The organism is Marivirga lumbricoides (assembly GCF_014636295.1).
In the GTDB taxonomy this organism is placed as follows: domain Bacteria; phylum Bacteroidota; class Bacteroidia; order Cytophagales; family Cyclobacteriaceae; genus Marivirga; species Marivirga lumbricoides.
This window is the reverse complement of the sequence record NZ_BMEC01000015.1, coordinates 88,472-104,900: the sequence shown is the minus strand read 5'-3', so window position 1 is coordinate 104,900 and position 16,429 is coordinate 88,472. Positions and strand designations below refer to the sequence as shown.

The following is a 16,429-nucleotide window of genomic DNA, read 5'->3' as shown; positions in this document are numbered from 1 at the left end:
ATTTAATTTTGAGCGCCTTGAATAAATATTTAATCATAATCATTTTTTCTTCTTTCATTAGCTGGCCTGGAAATAGCCAATCACCTTCTGGAGTGTTCAGTTTATTTGCTGAGGAAGACTCTGGTCAATTTAGATTGGAATGGCTGGAGAAACATAGCTTAAATTTAGATGAAGATAAATATGTGATCGGTCTTTCCACACATAAGCAAGAGAATAGCCGCCTGTACATTCATTCCGATGAGGAATTCTATATTTTTGATAATTCAGCTTTAATTGGTAAGTCTTCCAATAACAATGTTATTGATGTAGCACTCGATAGCTTAAAAAGAGTATATACTTCTGATTCAATTACCATTCTATTAAATCCAAAAGCTGAAAACTTACACTATGGAGTGTATCATAAAATTAAAGGGAAAATAGCTACGGTTGCTTCTTTGAATATAACCCCAAAAGAAAGTGACAATCACTTAAATAATATTTTTATGATATTATTGTTACTATTTTCTGTTTTGCTTGTAAGTCTAAAGCTAAGCTTTTCTAAAAGGTTTGTTGATGTATTTTCAGTTTCGAGAAATTTTTCTTTCCGGCCTTATGAGGGAGATAATCTACGTGTAAGACTGTTCGATCAGGACGGAATATTCTTATCAATACTATATACTTTCGCTACAGCTATAATTATCTACCTCTACTTTCAACCTGCAGACACAAATTATAACATTTCAGATAATATTGATGTGGTCTCGAGATTCTTGAGATACTGGGGTGCAATTGTGATTCTTCTGGTGCTTAAACTACTCCTGATTTTCACAATGTCATTGTTGTATAGGTCGGGCAGAATCAATACGTTCTATATCAAAGAGATGCTTAATATTAGTACTCTCCTCATTACTTTATTGATTATTTTCACAGCAATTGTTTATTTGTTTAATGGATTTCTGCCAGAGATATGGTGGAGTTTGGTAAGGAACATTTTGGTATTATTCTATATAATAAGGGTATTTTTAGTCTATTTTAAAATATTAAAACTGAGTGGTTTTACTAATGTATATTTATTTTCTTACTTTTGCACCACAGAAATATTCCCATTTGTAATAGGACTTAAATATTTCTATTGATTCATCTTTTTATTGTAGAACCGAAAATATGTCAACAACCACAAAGGATCGTTTTTATCCCGTAAAAAGTATTTTAGTTTCACAGCCTGAACCTGCCGATATTAGTAATTCCCCTTATCACAAGCTAGCGGATAAATATGGAATTAAGATCGACTTTCGTCAGTTTATAAAGGTAGATCCCATAAATGCGAAAGACTTCAGAAAGCAAAAGATAGATATCTTAAAGCATACTGCTATTATATTTACCAGTAGAAATGCTGTTGATCATTTTTTCAAGATTTGCAAGGATAGTAAAATAGAAATGCCTCCTGAAATGAAGTATTTCTGTATTTCAGAGCAAACTGCTAATTATTTGCAGAAATATATAGTGGTAAGAAAGAGAAAAGTATTCGTGGGAGAAAGGACCGCTCAGGATATCCTTGATGTAATTAAAAAACACAAGAATGAAAAGTATTTATTTCCTTGTTCCAATATAAGAAAGGATGATATCCCTTCTTACATGAACGATAATGGCTATAATTTTACAGAAGCTATTATTTATGAAACTGTAGCAGCAGATTTATCAGATCTTGATAATGTTAGCTACGACATTATCGCTTTTTTCAGTCCATCAGGAATTAACTCACTATTTGTTAACTTTCCTAAATTCCAGCAAAATAAAACCAGAATAGCTGTATTTGGCCCTACAACAGCCCAGGCAGCAAATGAGGCAGGTTTAATTCTGGATATTGAAGCTCCTTTGCCTAATGCCCCTTCAATGACAGGTGCTTTGGAGTTATATATTAAAAAATGCAATGGTCTTAAATAGCTGTTATTAAGTATTTTAAATGCTTGATTTTATACAATTACTTTAAATATATTACATAATTACTTGCACGGAGTTAATTTTTATTATATTTATCCCCTAAAGTAAATAGTCTATGAAATAAGGGAGTTATTTCTTAACTTACTTTTAAGAATAATACTCCTTGTTTCTTAGAACTAATCAGGACTTGAAAATTGTTTGCCTGAAACTAAACGTTATAAAATGAAGCACTCTATACATAAATTATTTTTTGTATTTATACTATTTGTTGCATCCGCAGCAAAGGGGCAAGGTCCTCAGTTTTCTCACTATATGTTTAATAACATATATAATAACCCGGCTTACTCAGGAGTGGAGGGTTATACGAAACTTACAGCTCTACACAGAACCCAGTGGGCAGGTTATTCAGCTACCAATGGCCTGGGCAATTCACTCAATACTCAATTGCTTTCTATTACCTCTCCCATTAACAGGCTCAATAGTGGCTTTGGTTTTTATGTATTAAATGATGATGTCCAAAACTTGAACTTTATTCATGTTCAGGCATCGGGAGCATATCATTTAGGAATTAAAGATTCAAAACTAAGTATTGGTTTTAGAGCTGGAGCTATAACGCTCACTACTAATAAAGATGGCTATATCGTTATTGATGATGAAGACCAGGTGGTTGAAAATATTCAGGGCACCGAAGTAAGACCAGACTTTTCTATGGGCTTGCATTTTCAGCATGAGAAATTTTATGCAGGGGTATCTTTTAATCATATGATAGAAGCCGACTTTGGTTTTGGTTCTGATGCAGAAAGAAATAGTTACCCTCAAGAGTTAATTTTTACCGGGGGATATACTTTTCCGCTTACTTATGATGTAAGTGTTACGCCAAGTGTGTTAGTTAGGTCAACTGAATTTACAAGTTACACATTCGATATTTCAACAATAGCCACTTATAAAGATAAAATTTGGGGTGGTTTGTCATTTAGGCAACAAGAAGCTATAATAATAATGGCCGGATACAGTTTCTTTAAGGAGAACTCTTTAAGGTTTGGATATGCTTTTGATTATACAGTAGTGGCGCAGGATGCAAAGAGTTTAACATCGCATGAAGTGATGCTAAGCTACAGGCTTCCTGCAATATCTACATCGGGTAAAAAGGTAGTAAGAACGCCCAGATTCCGACATTAATCGTAAAATATTTGCTTAATATATCTTTTTTGTGAAGATTGTGAGTAGATTTCTATATTTTCTTTAATATACAATAAAACCTTACAAGTGAGGGTTTTATTAATAAGGTGTGAAACGTTAAATAAATAAATAGCAATATATTAGCGTTTAGTTTGAAACAAATAGGTGTTATGAATAATAAAAGTGTTTTGAAAAATGTAAGCCTATCACTGGTGTTTGTAGCTACATTATTCCTTCAAGGCTGTGGTCTTTTTGGAGGTGGAGCAGGTGATCAGGGAGAGCTAGTTGGTGTAGCAGGCCGGGAAGGCTGGTATATGTCCGTACCCTATGGAATGGTTCCCGTTCCCGCTGGTACTTTTCATATGGGCCAGGCTGACGAGGATGTTGCACATTCGCAAATCAACTTCAACAGGCAAGTAACAATCGGTGGATTCTACATGGATGATACCGAAATCACGAACAATGAGTACCGTCAATTTATTACCAGAATGTTCGAAGATTCTGCTTCAACATTAGGTAATGACTATATAAAAACGGAGTTGTATCCTGATACCACTGTCTGGATGAAAGATTTTACCCATCATTTAGGAGATCCAATGCAGGAGTATTATTATATGCATCCGGCTTTTGATGATTATCCGGTTGTTGGGGTGGACTGGGAAGCTGCAAAAGTTTTCTCAAAATGGAGAACAGAATATCTGAACTCTTACAGAGAGTCTTTGGGGGAATTTCCTATGCCTGCCTTCAGGTTACCATCTGAAGCAGAATGGGAGTACGCTGCCAGAGGAGGACGAGATATGGCTAAGTATCCTTGGGGTAATCCTTATGTGAGAAATGCAAAAGGATGTATGCTTGCAAACTTTAAGCCTGGCAGAGGTAACTATTTTGATGATGGTTTTGCCTATACAGCACCAACCGCTGCTTATTTTGCAAATGACTTTGGACTTTATGATATGTCAGGAAACGTATCTGAATGGTGCGAAGATGCATATAATCCAGCTTCAGTTCCATTAGTGTGGGATTTGAACCCTACGTTCTTTGATGAGACAGAGCCTAGAAAAGTAATCAGAGGTGGCTCATGGAAAGATATAGCTTATTATCTTGAGACAGGTACCAGGGCCTTTGAAAACAAGGATTCTACAAGGGCTTATATAGGTTTCAGATGTGCTATGACTTATTTAGGAAGATCAGCAGGTTCAGAATTTTAATTAAATTATCTAAGAAAAATTTAAAAGTTATAAAAAGCATTAACCATTAAATATCTACAAACATGAGCAATAAGAAAGGCGGATTTCAGGAATTACTTTTTACTACCATAATGCCTAAGGTTTATGGGATTGGTGCGGCAATCGTAATTGTCGGTGCCATGTTCAAAATTTTGCACCTTCCGGGAGCAGCTTTAATGCTAGGTGTGGGTCTTACCACTGAAGCAATTATATTCCTTTTAAGTGCGTTTGAACCTAAGCACGAGGAGCTTGATTGGAGTAAAGTTTACCCTGAATTATCAGAAGACTATGATGGCGCCCCTAGAAAAAAAGCAATTGCTACTACTACTGGAGGACCTTCAACAGCACAGCAATTAGATAAAGTTTTAGAAGACGGTAAAATCGGACCTGATTTGGTTAAAAGTTTAGGTGAAGGGATGAAAAGCATGGCTGAGTCAGCTAAGCAAATGTCAAACCTAAGCAGTGCAGCAGTTGCAACAAATGATTATGCAAACAATGTGAAAATTGCTAGCAAATCGTTATTAGAAATGAATAAGTCTTACGATAGCACTGTTAAGGCGATGTCAGAAATGTCAAATGCATCAGTTGACGCTAAACAGTATCATTCTCAAGTACAGGCAGTTACTAAAAACCTATCAGCTTTAAACCAGGTTTACGAAATGGAATTGCAGGATTCTCAGAACCATGTAAAAGCAATGAATAAATTCTATTCAAACCTTTCTGTGGCTATGGAGAATATGACTCAGGCATCTAAAGATACCGAGCAATTTAAAACTGAAGTTAAGAACCTTACAACTAATCTATCCCAATTGAATAAAGTATATGGAAATATGCTTTCTGCAATGAAGGGTTAATTAATTGTTAATTATTAAATAGAAATCTATGGCTGGAGGAAATGAAACCCCAAGACAGAAGATGATTGGTATGATGTACCTGGTGTTAACAGCCCTGTTAGCATTGAACGTAAGTGTTACGGTACTAGACAAATTCATCGACATAAACAACTCACTTGAAGTGTCTTTAGAGGCTGCCAAGGAGCAGAATAATAATACTGTAAAGAGAATAGAAAATGCTGTAGAGGAATCTGGAAACAGAGCAGCAGATGTTGCTATTCTTAAGAAAGCGAAAGAAATAAGAGAGAAAACTCAAGCGATGGTTAGTGAACTTTCCACTTATAAAGATAAGTTCATTGAGATCACGGGAGGATACAATGAGGATGGAGAGATTCTAGGTAAAACAGATTATGATATGGTTGGTAACTATATGATGCCAGAGAATCAAAACAATGGGGAAGCACTTAAGCAGTCATTAAATGAGTATTCTACATATCTAAATAATACTGTCAAAGATCCAGCAGTATCTTTTCAACCTTTGGCTTTAGATGCAGACGAGAATCCGAGGTTCAAAAATGATCCCAACCAAAAAGGTAAAGATTGGGCTACTTTAGAGTTTATGGATACCCCTACTCCTGCTGGTTTGGCTACAATAAGCGATTATCAAAATAAAGTGATGGCTTATGAGGCAAGAGCTTTAGATTTATTGGCAAGAAAAGTGGGTGCAGCAGATTTGAAATTTGACAACATTAATTTGGTTGCCTTACCGGAATCTAAAATTGTTGCTGCAGGAGCTAAATATAAAGCCCAATTGATTGTAGCAGCTTCTTCTTCTGCAGAGGATCCTGAAATGACTAGAGATGGTGCACCAATTCCTGTAACAGGAGGTAAAGGAGAAATTGAATTCACTGCAACTCCGGGAAACTATGATAAAGACGGATTAGTTAGAAAGACTTATGTTGCTACTGCTAAATTAAAGGACAGTGTTTACAGAGATGAGATAGAGTACTTTGTAGCAAAACCTGTAATTCAGGTGCAATCTGCTTCATTAAGTACTTTATACTTAAACTGTGGTAACAAATTAAACGTAGCTGTTCCTGCTTTAGGGACTTCCTATAGCCCTACTTTCAGTGTAACAGGTGGTTCGTCAATAGCTGGAAAAGATATAGGATTGGTAACCATTGTACCAAATGCACCTAAAGTAAAGCTGGGGGTTTCTTCAGGAGGCAATAAAATTGGAGATGTTGAGTTTGATGTACAAAGAATCCCTAAACCAACAGTTGAAGTTTATAATGGCTCTAAACCAATTAATAAGAAACAAGGTGAAAGCATTAGTGCTTTAAGAATTTTAAGAACTGCTGCAATTGCAGAAGACAACTTCAAAAGACAGTTGCCTGATGATGCGCAGTACAAAGTAACTCAATGGACTATCAGATTGGCAAGAGGCCCAAGACCAATTGGCCAGCCAATCAAAGCTACTAGTGAGACAGTTAACCTTTCTCAATTAATGGGTGATGCAAGACCAGGAGATAGGTTGGTAGTAGAAGTGGTGCAGGTGCTTAGAAGAAATTTCAGAGGAAATACCGAAGAGGTTAATATTGGTGAATTTACTGAAGTAATACCTCTTAATTAAGAATTTAAATATTTGTGTTATGAAAAAGTTTGTGTTTTTATTTGTGATACTTCCGGCATTATTTTCAGTGCCAGTAGTCGCACAGGAGTCTCAGAGTGATGGTTTTAATCCTAATTCTGTGCATCCTATTCATGAAGATGATATGATGTACAAAAAGAGGGTTTGGCGTAGAATGGATTTGAAGGAGAAGCAGAATAAATCTTTTTTTGCTAGCGGCAACGAAATTACTAAGATAATTATTGATGCAGCAAAAGCAGGTATATTACCTATCTATGCTACAGATTCTTTAACCTCCAGGTTAACAAAGGAAGAGTTTTTAACTAACCTTGAGAATCCTCAGTTAAGAGGTATGGATGAGCAGTTAGGCGGTGGTGGTGATGATTGGGGCGGTGGCGCTGATGATGGTTGGGGAGATACTGGTGGCGATGACACTTCCGGGGGAGATAGTTGGGGAGATGAAAGTACAGCTTCAGCAGACATAGGCCCTATAGATACAAAATTTGCTCCTAGAGACGTTTCTGTTCTTGAAATTATTGAAGATATGATTTTCGATAAAAAGAGGTCTGTTTTGGTATGGGATATTCAAGCAATTAAACTTGTTATTCCTGCTGAGAAATTTACTGCTGGAATTTTAAGAGAGGTTGGAGTATTTAAGTACAAAGATCTCGTGAAACTATTCAGAAGTATGCCAGATGAAGCTATCTGGTTTAATGCTCAAAATAGTGCAGCTCACAAGAATCTTGCTGATGCATTTGCTTTGAGATTATTTAACGCAAGAATCATTAAAGTAGCTAACCCTAATGATGATGCTGTAATTGATGTTTACAGTGAGTCTCCAAGACAAGGCATTCTGGCTTCTCAATGGATGGAGTATGAATTGATGGAGAAAGAGCACGAATTATGGTCTTACTAAGATTTAAATATCTATAAAATAAAAAGGAGAGTTGTTACAACTCTCCTTTTTTATTTTGCAATGACCTGACAAGAATTTCTGCTTGAGTTTGACACGATATTGAGTTAACATATTGATATACAGATAAATAATATTTTGCTTTCGATATACAATTATTTACAAGTATTTGGTTACCTGATCTTTAGGAAAGAGGTCTGGCAAATCCTTTTCAGATACTGCCTGTAGTAATTGTTGGCTGATTTCGGTTTTCCTGGAGCGCAGATAAAAGAGGTTTCCTCCCTGGTTTACCAGGCTTACTTGCATTTTTGATAGGTGATCCCTGATTGTTTGCTCGCTGTGTTTAGAACCGTTTTTTGCAAGTCTTAGCTGAAGGTTGTTCAAAAGACTGTAGGCCATGTAGCACAGACAAATATGTCCCTCTATTCGTTTGTTGGTCCAATGGAACATAGGCCTTGTTTCCAAGTAACTTTTGAATGTTCTGAAGCTGTGTTCTATTTGATATAAATGGTGATAATGGTCGAGGGCCTGCTCGTGTGTAATACCTTTGGCATTATAAGCGATGGCAAGGATACCATCATATTTTTCATTGTTCTTTATTTTTTCATCACCTACCTCGTACTTTTCCCCTTCTGTATTTTTCAGGTAGTAATGACTGGCTTTTTTCTTTAATTGAGAAGGGTTTTTGAGTAGTTTATCAGCTTTGATAAGTTTATCTTCCCTCTCTTTTTGATCTTTTTCCTTACGCTTTTGACTAAAAGTGCCTATAATTTTCCTGTCCTGGTATTCTACTACGGTGTAGGATACCTTTATAGGGTCCGATGAGCTGCTTGTCCAGTTGTGCCTATAATCTTCAAGATTAAGCAACTTTTCCTTAACCGACTTTGGCAATGTCTTGAGCCTTTCGCCCATTATAAATTCATATCCCTTCTCCAAGGTAGCTTCCAGATTGACTTTATTGATCATTCCCCTGTCTGCCACCAGAATAATATCATCGATAAGGTATTCCTTCTTCAGCCTCTCCACCATATCTTCATAGGTTTTGCCTTCCCACTGGTCGCCCTTGTAGAGTTGATAGCCGATCGGCTGTTTGTATTTATCTATGAGCATACCAAATACTACTTGGGTCTTGCCAACCTTGCCGTCTTTACCGAAGCCTTTTTGACGAAGGGCATCTTCTTCTTCCTGTTCGGAATCAAAATAAAAAGTGGTCACATCGTAAAAGACCACATCAAGGTGCTGGTTAAAAAGGTTTCTTCCTGTCTGGTAAATGCTTTGCTGGATAAGCTTATTATGGTCAGCCAAATAGTCTAGGCACCTATAAAGGTGTTGCAAGGGTACGGCTGGGAGGCCTAAGTATTCATTTTGATGGAAAAAGCTGCTTCGTTTGCTACATGGGTCGTTCAGGCGTTCAACAAGCAGCAGCAAAACCACATCCACAAGCGAATATGTAAGTTTTTTCTTTTTGGTGATACGCTCCAAAATACGGTCAATACCAAAATGGCACAATATTTTCCGGTAAACTAAAACAAACCCGTAATTGAACCTTCCTTCTTCCTTTACCTGCTCTCCAAGCAGGTCTTTTAAATCTCCGCCTCCCAACTGGTACAACCGCTGCCCCATTCGTTTAAGAGATTCAGGAGAAAAACTGTCAACCCTGCCCAAACTGAAAAGCGTCCGGCTTCGCGGCTTGCCTAACTCATCACGGTAGGACTCCACTATCCGAATATATTCTCCCGATGGCTTTTTATCGATAATGATACTTGGCATAAATCACCGATTATTCAGCAAATTTCTCCAAATAAACAGAAAAAATCAAGAGGTCTTTCGATATACAAAATTCCTGAAAAGCATCAAAAATCACTCAATAATTCCATTAATCACAGTCTTTTAAAAGTAGCGTGTCAAACTCAAGACAACTCTCCTTTTTTATTTTGCAATGACCTGACAAGAATTTCTGCCTTTGAGTTTCCCACAACTTTACTCAGCTCTTCAAAGGAGGCATTCTTAATTTTTGTTAAGGATTTAAAGTGGGATAGTAGTTCATCAATAGTTTTTTCACCGATTCCCTGAATCCCTTCAAGTTCGCTTACAAAAGTTTTTTTACTCCTAATATTACGGTGAAAAGTTATGGCAAATCTATGCGCTTCATCTCGTAACCTCTGTAAAAGCTTTAGCGACTCACTTTTTTTGCTAATGTGAATAGGGTATTGATCTCCTGGAAAATATATCTCTTCTAATCTTTTAGCTATGCCTATGATGGGAATTTCTCCGTAAAGGTTTAATTCTTTTAAAGCGATGCAAGCGGCATTAAGTTGTCCCTTTCCCCCATCAATCACAATTAAATTGGGCATAGGACGGTTCTCTTTTTGTAAGCGAGAATATCTACGGCCTACTATCTCAGTCATTGAAGCAAAGTCATCTGGTCCAACAACGGTTTTTACATGGTAATGCCGATATTCATTTTTAGCCGGCCTTCCATTTTTAAAATGCACCATTGAGGCTACCGGATTAGTGCCCCCCAGGTTAGAGTTATCAAAACACTCAATTCGCAAAGGAAGATCTTTTAATTGTAAATCTGCTTGAAGCTGCTTTACCACCCTAAGTTCTTTAATCTTGCTTGACTCATTTTGATTTAACTTTTCCTTTTTAAAGAACAGGGCATTTTTTAAGCTCATTTCAACCAGCTTCTTTTTATCACCAATCTGTGGCGTTATAGTATGGAATTCTTTAAATATATTTTCTACTTCAATATTAGTCAGAATTTCTTTTGATTCACTTTGATAGAGTTGCTGAAGATCAATAATTCCCATTAGCAATAACTCCTCATCGGTTTCCTCAAGTTTTTTCTTAATTTCTATAGTATGAGTTACTATGATGCTACCATTCTTAATTTTCATATAATTAAGAAAAGCTGATTTTTCCTCTGATATAATTGTGCATACATCAATATCGGTAAGTCTGGGATTTACTACCAGTGATTTTGATTGGAATTTCTCCAGAAGCTCCAATTTTTCTTTAAATTTCTGAGCTTCTTCAAAATTAAATTGTTCTGCCTCTCTCTCCATATGTTCCCTGAAATATTGCTTAGGAATATTTAGGTTACCTCTGAGAATTTGTTCCGCCAGGGATATATCTTTATTGTAACTTTTTTGATTTTGCAGTCCTTCACAGGGGCCTTTACAATTGCCTATATGATATTCCAGACACACTTTGAATTTATTGGCCTGAATATTTTGGTCTGTTAAAGAAAGCTTACACGTTCTGATGGTGTATAGCTTTCTTATTAATTCAAGCACATTATTCATAGCTCTCACGCTGGCATAGGGACCAAAGTAAGTGCCATTCCGGGTATTTTTATTTCGGGTAGCAATTATTCTCGGGAATGGCTCATTAGTTACACAGAGATAAGGGAAAGATTTATCGTCCTTAAGTAAGATATTATATTTTGGTTGAAGCTCCTTAATGAGGGAGTTTTCCAATAAGAGTGCATCAAACTCTGAATTTACTATGGAGATTTCTATTTTGTGAATTTCCCTTACTAGCTTGAGGGTTTTTCTATTGTGTGTTTTTGACTGGTTAAAATAACTGGAGACTCTGTTTTTTAAGCTTTTAGCCTTACCAACATAAATAACAATCCCTTCACTATTATGAAATTTGTATACGCCTGGGGCTTGAGGCAGTAAATGAAGTTCGCTGGTTTTAAAAAAGGGAGATTCATACATAGAAAATATAGTAACTCTAACCTTTGGTCAAATTCTTAATTATGAGCTTTAATAGTAGTTCCTCCTTATAATTTATAAAGAAGAACTACTTTAGTGATGTGAGAAGATCAACCTTGGCCTCTCTGTTTATTGAATGCCATCTACATCAAATTGGTTCACTTGTTCTACAGAGTCAGATAAATTCATCTGTTGCATGTTGTATTCTTCGCAATTCAACTGAATTGAGAGATTAGCTGGTCTTTTAAACTCACCTTTAGTAATTCCCAGTTCTTCATCGGCATACACTTTCTCCATAAAAAGTTCCCATATAGGCATTGCCATTCTTGCTCCTTGTCCTAGGCTGATGTTCCTAAAGTGAATACTTCTGTCGTCTCCACCTACCCATGCTCCTGCTACCAAATCTTTTGTAACCCCCATAAACCAGCCATCAGAATAGTTCTGCGTGGTACCAGTTTTTGCGCCTATTTCATTATCAACCCTTAGCTCTCTATCCAAACCTAAAGCAGTACCGCCTGAAATTTCAGTGGCACCTTTAAGCATATATAACATGGCGTAAGCCGTTTCCGAACTTAGGGCTTCATTTGTTTTAGGAACAAACTGCTGTAGAACACGACCATTTTTGTCCTCTATCCTATCAATGTAAAAAGGCTTAGTATAAAAACCTTCATTAACAAAAGTACTGTACGCACCTACTAATTCATATACTGATACATCCGAAGTGCCCAAACAGAGTGAGGGTACTGCCTCAAGAGGACTTTCCACACCCAATCTTTTTGCATAATTTACCACAGTTTCAGGCCCTATTTTTCGCATCACATAAGCTGTTCCTGAATTTAATGATCTTGCCATAGCCTGTCTGATAGTCATGGTCTCTCCTGTATATTGTCCTGTAGAATTTGCTGGTGTCCAAGTTGGTGGGTCACCTACTACTTCAAAAGTAACGGGTACATCCTGAATTTGGTAACATGGGGAGTAACCATTATCAATTGCTGCTGCGTATACTAAAGGCTTAAAAGTTGACCCAGGCTGCCTTCTTCCCTGTTTTACGTGGTCATATTTAAAATATTTATAATTTATTCCTCCTACCCAGGCTTTAATGTGACCATTGTGAGGATCCATTGCCATAAACCCAGTATGCAGAAACTTCTTGAAGTATCTGATGGAATCCATAGTACTCATTACTGTATCTATTTCGCCATCCCAACTAAAAACAGTCATTGGCTTAGGTTCATTTAATTTTTTTAAGATCTCATCTTCATCATTTCCATATTTCTTTTTTAAGGAGCGATAGTATTGAGTTCTCTTAGCTTCATTGATTAGGAAATTTTTAATCTCGTTTCCTTTTTCATCTCTCCATGGGTTTTTGCCTGCCCAGTGCTCATCAAATAATTTCTGTTGATAAGCCATATGTTTCTCTACAGCCTCTTCTGCATATTTTTGCATACGACTATCGATGGTTGTATAAATTTTTAAACCATCTTCATACAAATCGTATCCGTTTTCTTTTGACCAGGCAAGAAGATCCCATAAAATAGTTCCTCTGAAGTAAGTAGCTAAACCGTCATTTTGGTTTTGAACATCGTAATCCAGCTCGATTGGCTTAGTCTTTAATGAATCAAAAGCAGCATCATCAATATAACCATACTTATGCATTTGCGCTAATACGGTATTTTTTCTATGAAATGCATTTTCCGGTTGATATACCGGGCTAAATAAGTTAGGGTTTTTACAAAGCCCTACTAAAACGGCTGCCTGTTGCTTTGTCAATTGATCCGGAGTGGTATTGAAGAAAGTTTTAGCAGCTGTTTTAATACCAAATGCATTGCTTCCGAACTCGAATGTATTAAGGTACATAGCTATAATTTCCTTTTTAGTATAAGACTGCTCCAGCTTCACTGCAACAATCCACTCTTTCATTTTTGCTATTACCAATCCCAAACCTGGCACATCATTTAACGAGCCGTTGGAAAGGTCACTTCTGGTCCGAAATAGGATTTTGGCTAATTGCTGAGTGATGGTACTCCCACCTCCGGAGCTCTTGTCAAACATTAGCACTGATTTAAAAAACACCCTGCCTAATCCTCTTAGATCAATGCCGGAATGTTCTGTAAAACGAATGTCCTCAGTGGCAATTAGTGCATCTACAACATTAGGAGAGAGTTCGTCAAAAGTGATAGAGCTTCTGTTAAAACGGAAATACTTTCCCATTTCTACATTATCAGCAAAATACATTACGGATGATAAATCGCTTTTAGGATTTTCCAACGATTTTAAGCTGGGTAATTCCCCATACCATCCATTGAAATTTATACTGATGGAATAAATAAATATAAATATGGCGACTAATCCGCCTAAAAATATTGCCCACAGGGCTATAATTGCTTTTCTAAGCAGTGATTTTTTCTTTTTTTCTGATGTCATGGTATGAGTTTGTAATTCTCTTTGAAGAAATCGTTATAACTATCCGGCATTTTAGCTTGATAAAAAATCTGAAAATTATCTTTAGATATTATAAAATTACTAAAATTTAATGAGCTGAAATTTTTAACAGGTGATAAATCGCTATTAAATTTTTTATAAAATGCTTCTGCTGTTTCTTTATCTTTAAATTCACTTAAAAGTATCATTGAATGATCCTCATCAAAAATAAGATTTCCTGCATTTAAGTTCTCATTCGGGAAGAATTTTTTAGCAAAATCTTCTATTTCTCCTGGAAGTATTGTAGATATCGCCTTATTATTTTCGTAAAGCAAAACAAAGTAATGTGCCTGCTTAAAATAAGGAACATATTTTATTTCATTCATTGCTCGCTGCTTTTTCTCCAGCTGGTCAACAGAAGCCAGAAGCTGCTTGGCAAAGTCTAATAACTCACTTTCAGGATAGTTACTAATAAACTGTTGCAGCTTGTACACATAATTATTTCTACCCTCTGTTTTGCCAATAATTAATGCCTCCAATAACTTAAGGTTATCTTCATAATCATTTTCCGGGTACTCCTGCAGGCCTCTTTCAATATGTGAGAGTGCCGTTTTGAAGTCATTTACATTATAGGCTTTATAGGCATCTTCATATATTAGTTTTACTTTGGCACTTGCTAAATTACTTTCTTCCTGATAATTAGGGTTCAAAATTAACTTTGCATAAATAGTTTCCGGGAATTTTGTTGTTAATTCTTTAGCATATGTTTTTGCTTTAGCAGGATCAGTTTCCTGATGATAGATGTAAAGTAAATATAGAACTTCAGGCTTATGCTCTGTGGAAGGATACCGGTTAAGAAGGGTAGTATAGGCTACTACAGCGTCATTTTTCTCTTTTAAATCAAAATTGTAAATATTTCCTAATTTAAAATAGGCCTCTTCAATTTCTTTATTAAGAGTGCTTTTTTGCTCCTCCGAAAAAGGAATATTCGCAAAAAATGTATTTCGCTCCTGCAAAAGTTGGGCCTCTTCCGATGCTGGTGCTGCAATATCGCCTTGTGAGACATTGGCAATATTATTTTGATCTTCAGTGCTTGCTTGCTGCTGAGTTATTACATTTTGTTTAGTACGCCAATTATCTTGCAGGGAGCGGTCTCCCCATACTCTTTTAAATTCATTTCTTCCTGAGGCCACAGTGGTTGGATCATAGAAATAAAACTTGCCATTACTTGAAGCAGTAGTTTGTTGAAATGAGGGTGCGCCAAAGGTATTTTGTTGATTAAGCGATGCTTTATTCCTTTCCTCCTTACGCCTCTGTTTTAACTCCTGCTTCTGTAGTGCAATTCTTTTTTCCCTTTCACCAATAAATATTTTATCTAGTTGGGCAGAGTCAAGCGTTGCTAAATGTAATAAACTGTCATTTACCTCTATGGTATTTATTTGCTCAATGAATTCTTCTAATACTGCTTGCCGTGAGGCTACCTGAGGATAAATTTCCTCATCCTGAGGCATTATGCTTGCAGCACTGTCATAATAAGCTTTTGCTAAAGGGTATTCTTTGAGCTTGTCGAAGTAAAGAACTCCCAGTTTATGATAAGCAAAAGATTTCTGGCGCGGATTATTTACACTTTCCTGAATAGAAGACTTATAATAAGGTATAGCTTTGTCGATATTGGACTGTTTCATTTCAAATTCAGCCATTTCATAATAAATCTTATCTCTGAACTCCGTATTTTTTCCATCCTTGAGAAGCTGCTCAAAGTACTTCCTTATTTTTTTAACATCTGCTCCTTTACTCAATTCTGTTACCTGTGCGATATTTAATCTTGCGTAGAAGGAGAATTCATAAGGAGGCTGGTTTTTTAATACTTTTTGGTAATTTTCATAAGCCATTGCATCTAGTCCTACTTTTTGAAAAAGTTGAGCTAATATATAATGGATTTTAGCTTTCTCCTCTCCCTTAGGCATGAGTTCAACTGCTGCGCTCAGATATTTTATTACATTATTAGGATCGTTAGTGATTTGATAAAAATAAGCAGCATTTAAATAAAGTTTTTGCTTATTTTCTTTCGTCAGCTTTTGTCTGTTCAGATAGTCTATTACAGCAAGAGCATTATTTAGCTCATTATATTCAGTAAATGTTCTTACTAAATTGATTAAGGCGAGATGCTTAGTAGCATCATCTTTACTGTTAACATTTACATATTTTAATGTCTCAATTGATTCTTCGTATTCCCTATTAAGCATTCTGGCAATCCCTACCAAAATATAACTATCATCCACCCACTTACTTACTTTGTGTCTTTGAATAGCAATAGATGCTTTTTTAATTATATCAGCAATTTTTTCTTCATTAGCATTTACCACATTAGTATCAATAGGGGCAAATACTTTCAGCGTTTTATTAAAGTTATGTATATGGGCATTGTTAATTTCCAGTAAAACTTCATCTAATTTTTCTTTTGCAATAAAATAAGCGTTGAATTTTGCCGTAACATTATGATAAGCATAGCTTGTAACACCGGTATTGGCCGGAGAGCAGGCAGACGCTGCCATAATAAGGAGATAGATGAGGACTCGATATTG

Annotated in this window: 11 protein-coding genes; 7 read left to right on the top strand and 4 right to left on the bottom strand. The window is 36.2% G+C overall.

The annotated features are described in order from the left end of the window. The first annotated feature begins 17 nt into the window (after positions 1-17). From IEV85_RS20875 to porN, 7 genes are all read left to right on the top strand, one after another. Complete coding sequence (locus tag IEV85_RS20875; RefSeq protein ID WP_188467211.1) at positions 18-1,115, top strand: DUF4271 domain-containing protein; 1,098 nt, start codon at positions 18-20, stop codon at positions 1,113-1,115. 28 nt (positions 1,116-1,143) lie between these two features. Next, positions 1,144-1,923, top strand: coding sequence for a uroporphyrinogen-III synthase (locus IEV85_RS20870; RefSeq protein WP_188467210.1), 780 nt, complete (start codon positions 1,144-1,146; stop codon positions 1,921-1,923). Positions 1,924-2,142: 219 nt separating this feature from the next. Next, a complete protein-coding gene (locus tag IEV85_RS20865) occupies positions 2,143-3,099 on the top strand; it encodes a PorP/SprF family type IX secretion system membrane protein (RefSeq protein WP_188467209.1) in 957 nt (318 codons plus the stop codon). 170 nt (positions 3,100-3,269) lie between these two features. Beyond that, positions 3,270-4,307, top strand: a complete 1,038-nt coding sequence (gene porK, locus IEV85_RS20860) for a T9SS ring complex lipoprotein PorK/GldK (RefSeq protein ID WP_188467208.1) — start codon at positions 3,270-3,272, stop codon at positions 4,305-4,307. Between the two features lie 62 nt (positions 4,308-4,369). Then, positions 4,370-5,179: a type IX secretion system motor protein PorL/GldL gene (gene porL / locus IEV85_RS20855; protein ID WP_188467207.1), complete on the top strand. Its 810-nt coding sequence runs from the start codon at positions 4,370-4,372 to the stop codon at positions 5,177-5,179. A 28-nt stretch (positions 5,180-5,207) separates the two neighbouring features. Beyond that, positions 5,208-6,791, top strand: a complete 1,584-nt coding sequence (gene porM, locus IEV85_RS20850) for a type IX secretion system motor protein PorM/GldM (RefSeq protein ID WP_188467206.1) — start codon at positions 5,208-5,210, stop codon at positions 6,789-6,791. 19 nt (positions 6,792-6,810) lie between these two features. After that, positions 6,811-7,704 carry a type IX secretion system ring subunit PorN/GldN gene (gene porN / locus IEV85_RS20845; protein ID WP_188467205.1) on the top strand — a complete coding sequence of 298 codons (894 nt, stop codon included), beginning with the start codon at positions 6,811-6,813 and terminating at the stop codon, positions 7,702-7,704. 156 nt (positions 7,705-7,860) lie between these two features. On the opposite strand, the gene IEV85_RS20840 is transcribed toward porN, so the two are convergent. The 4 genes from IEV85_RS20840 to porW form a co-directional block, all read right to left on the bottom strand. After that, the gene (locus IEV85_RS20840) at positions 7,861-9,471 is read right to left on the bottom strand and encodes an IS1634 family transposase (RefSeq protein WP_188467204.1); all 1,611 of its coding nucleotides are present in this window, start codon (positions 9,469-9,471) and stop codon (positions 7,861-7,863) included. Between the two features lie 140 nt (positions 9,472-9,611). Continuing rightward, on the bottom strand, positions 9,612-11,426 hold the full coding sequence (gene uvrC / locus IEV85_RS20835) for an excinuclease ABC subunit UvrC (RefSeq protein WP_188467203.1): 1,815 nt from the start codon (positions 11,424-11,426) through the stop codon (positions 9,612-9,614). Positions 11,427-11,552: 126 nt separating this feature from the next. Further along, positions 11,553-13,847 carry a penicillin-binding protein 1A gene (locus IEV85_RS20830; RefSeq protein ID WP_188467202.1) on the bottom strand — a complete coding sequence of 765 codons (2,295 nt, stop codon included), beginning with the start codon at positions 13,845-13,847 and terminating at the stop codon, positions 11,553-11,555. After that, positions 13,844-16,399 carry a type IX secretion system periplasmic lipoprotein PorW/SprE gene (porW, locus tag IEV85_RS20825; RefSeq protein ID WP_188467201.1) on the bottom strand — a complete coding sequence of 852 codons (2,556 nt, stop codon included), beginning with the start codon at positions 16,397-16,399 and terminating at the stop codon, positions 13,844-13,846. Before porW ends, IEV85_RS20830 begins: the two co-directional genes overlap by 4 nt. Between the last annotated feature and the right edge of the window lie 30 nt (positions 16,400-16,429).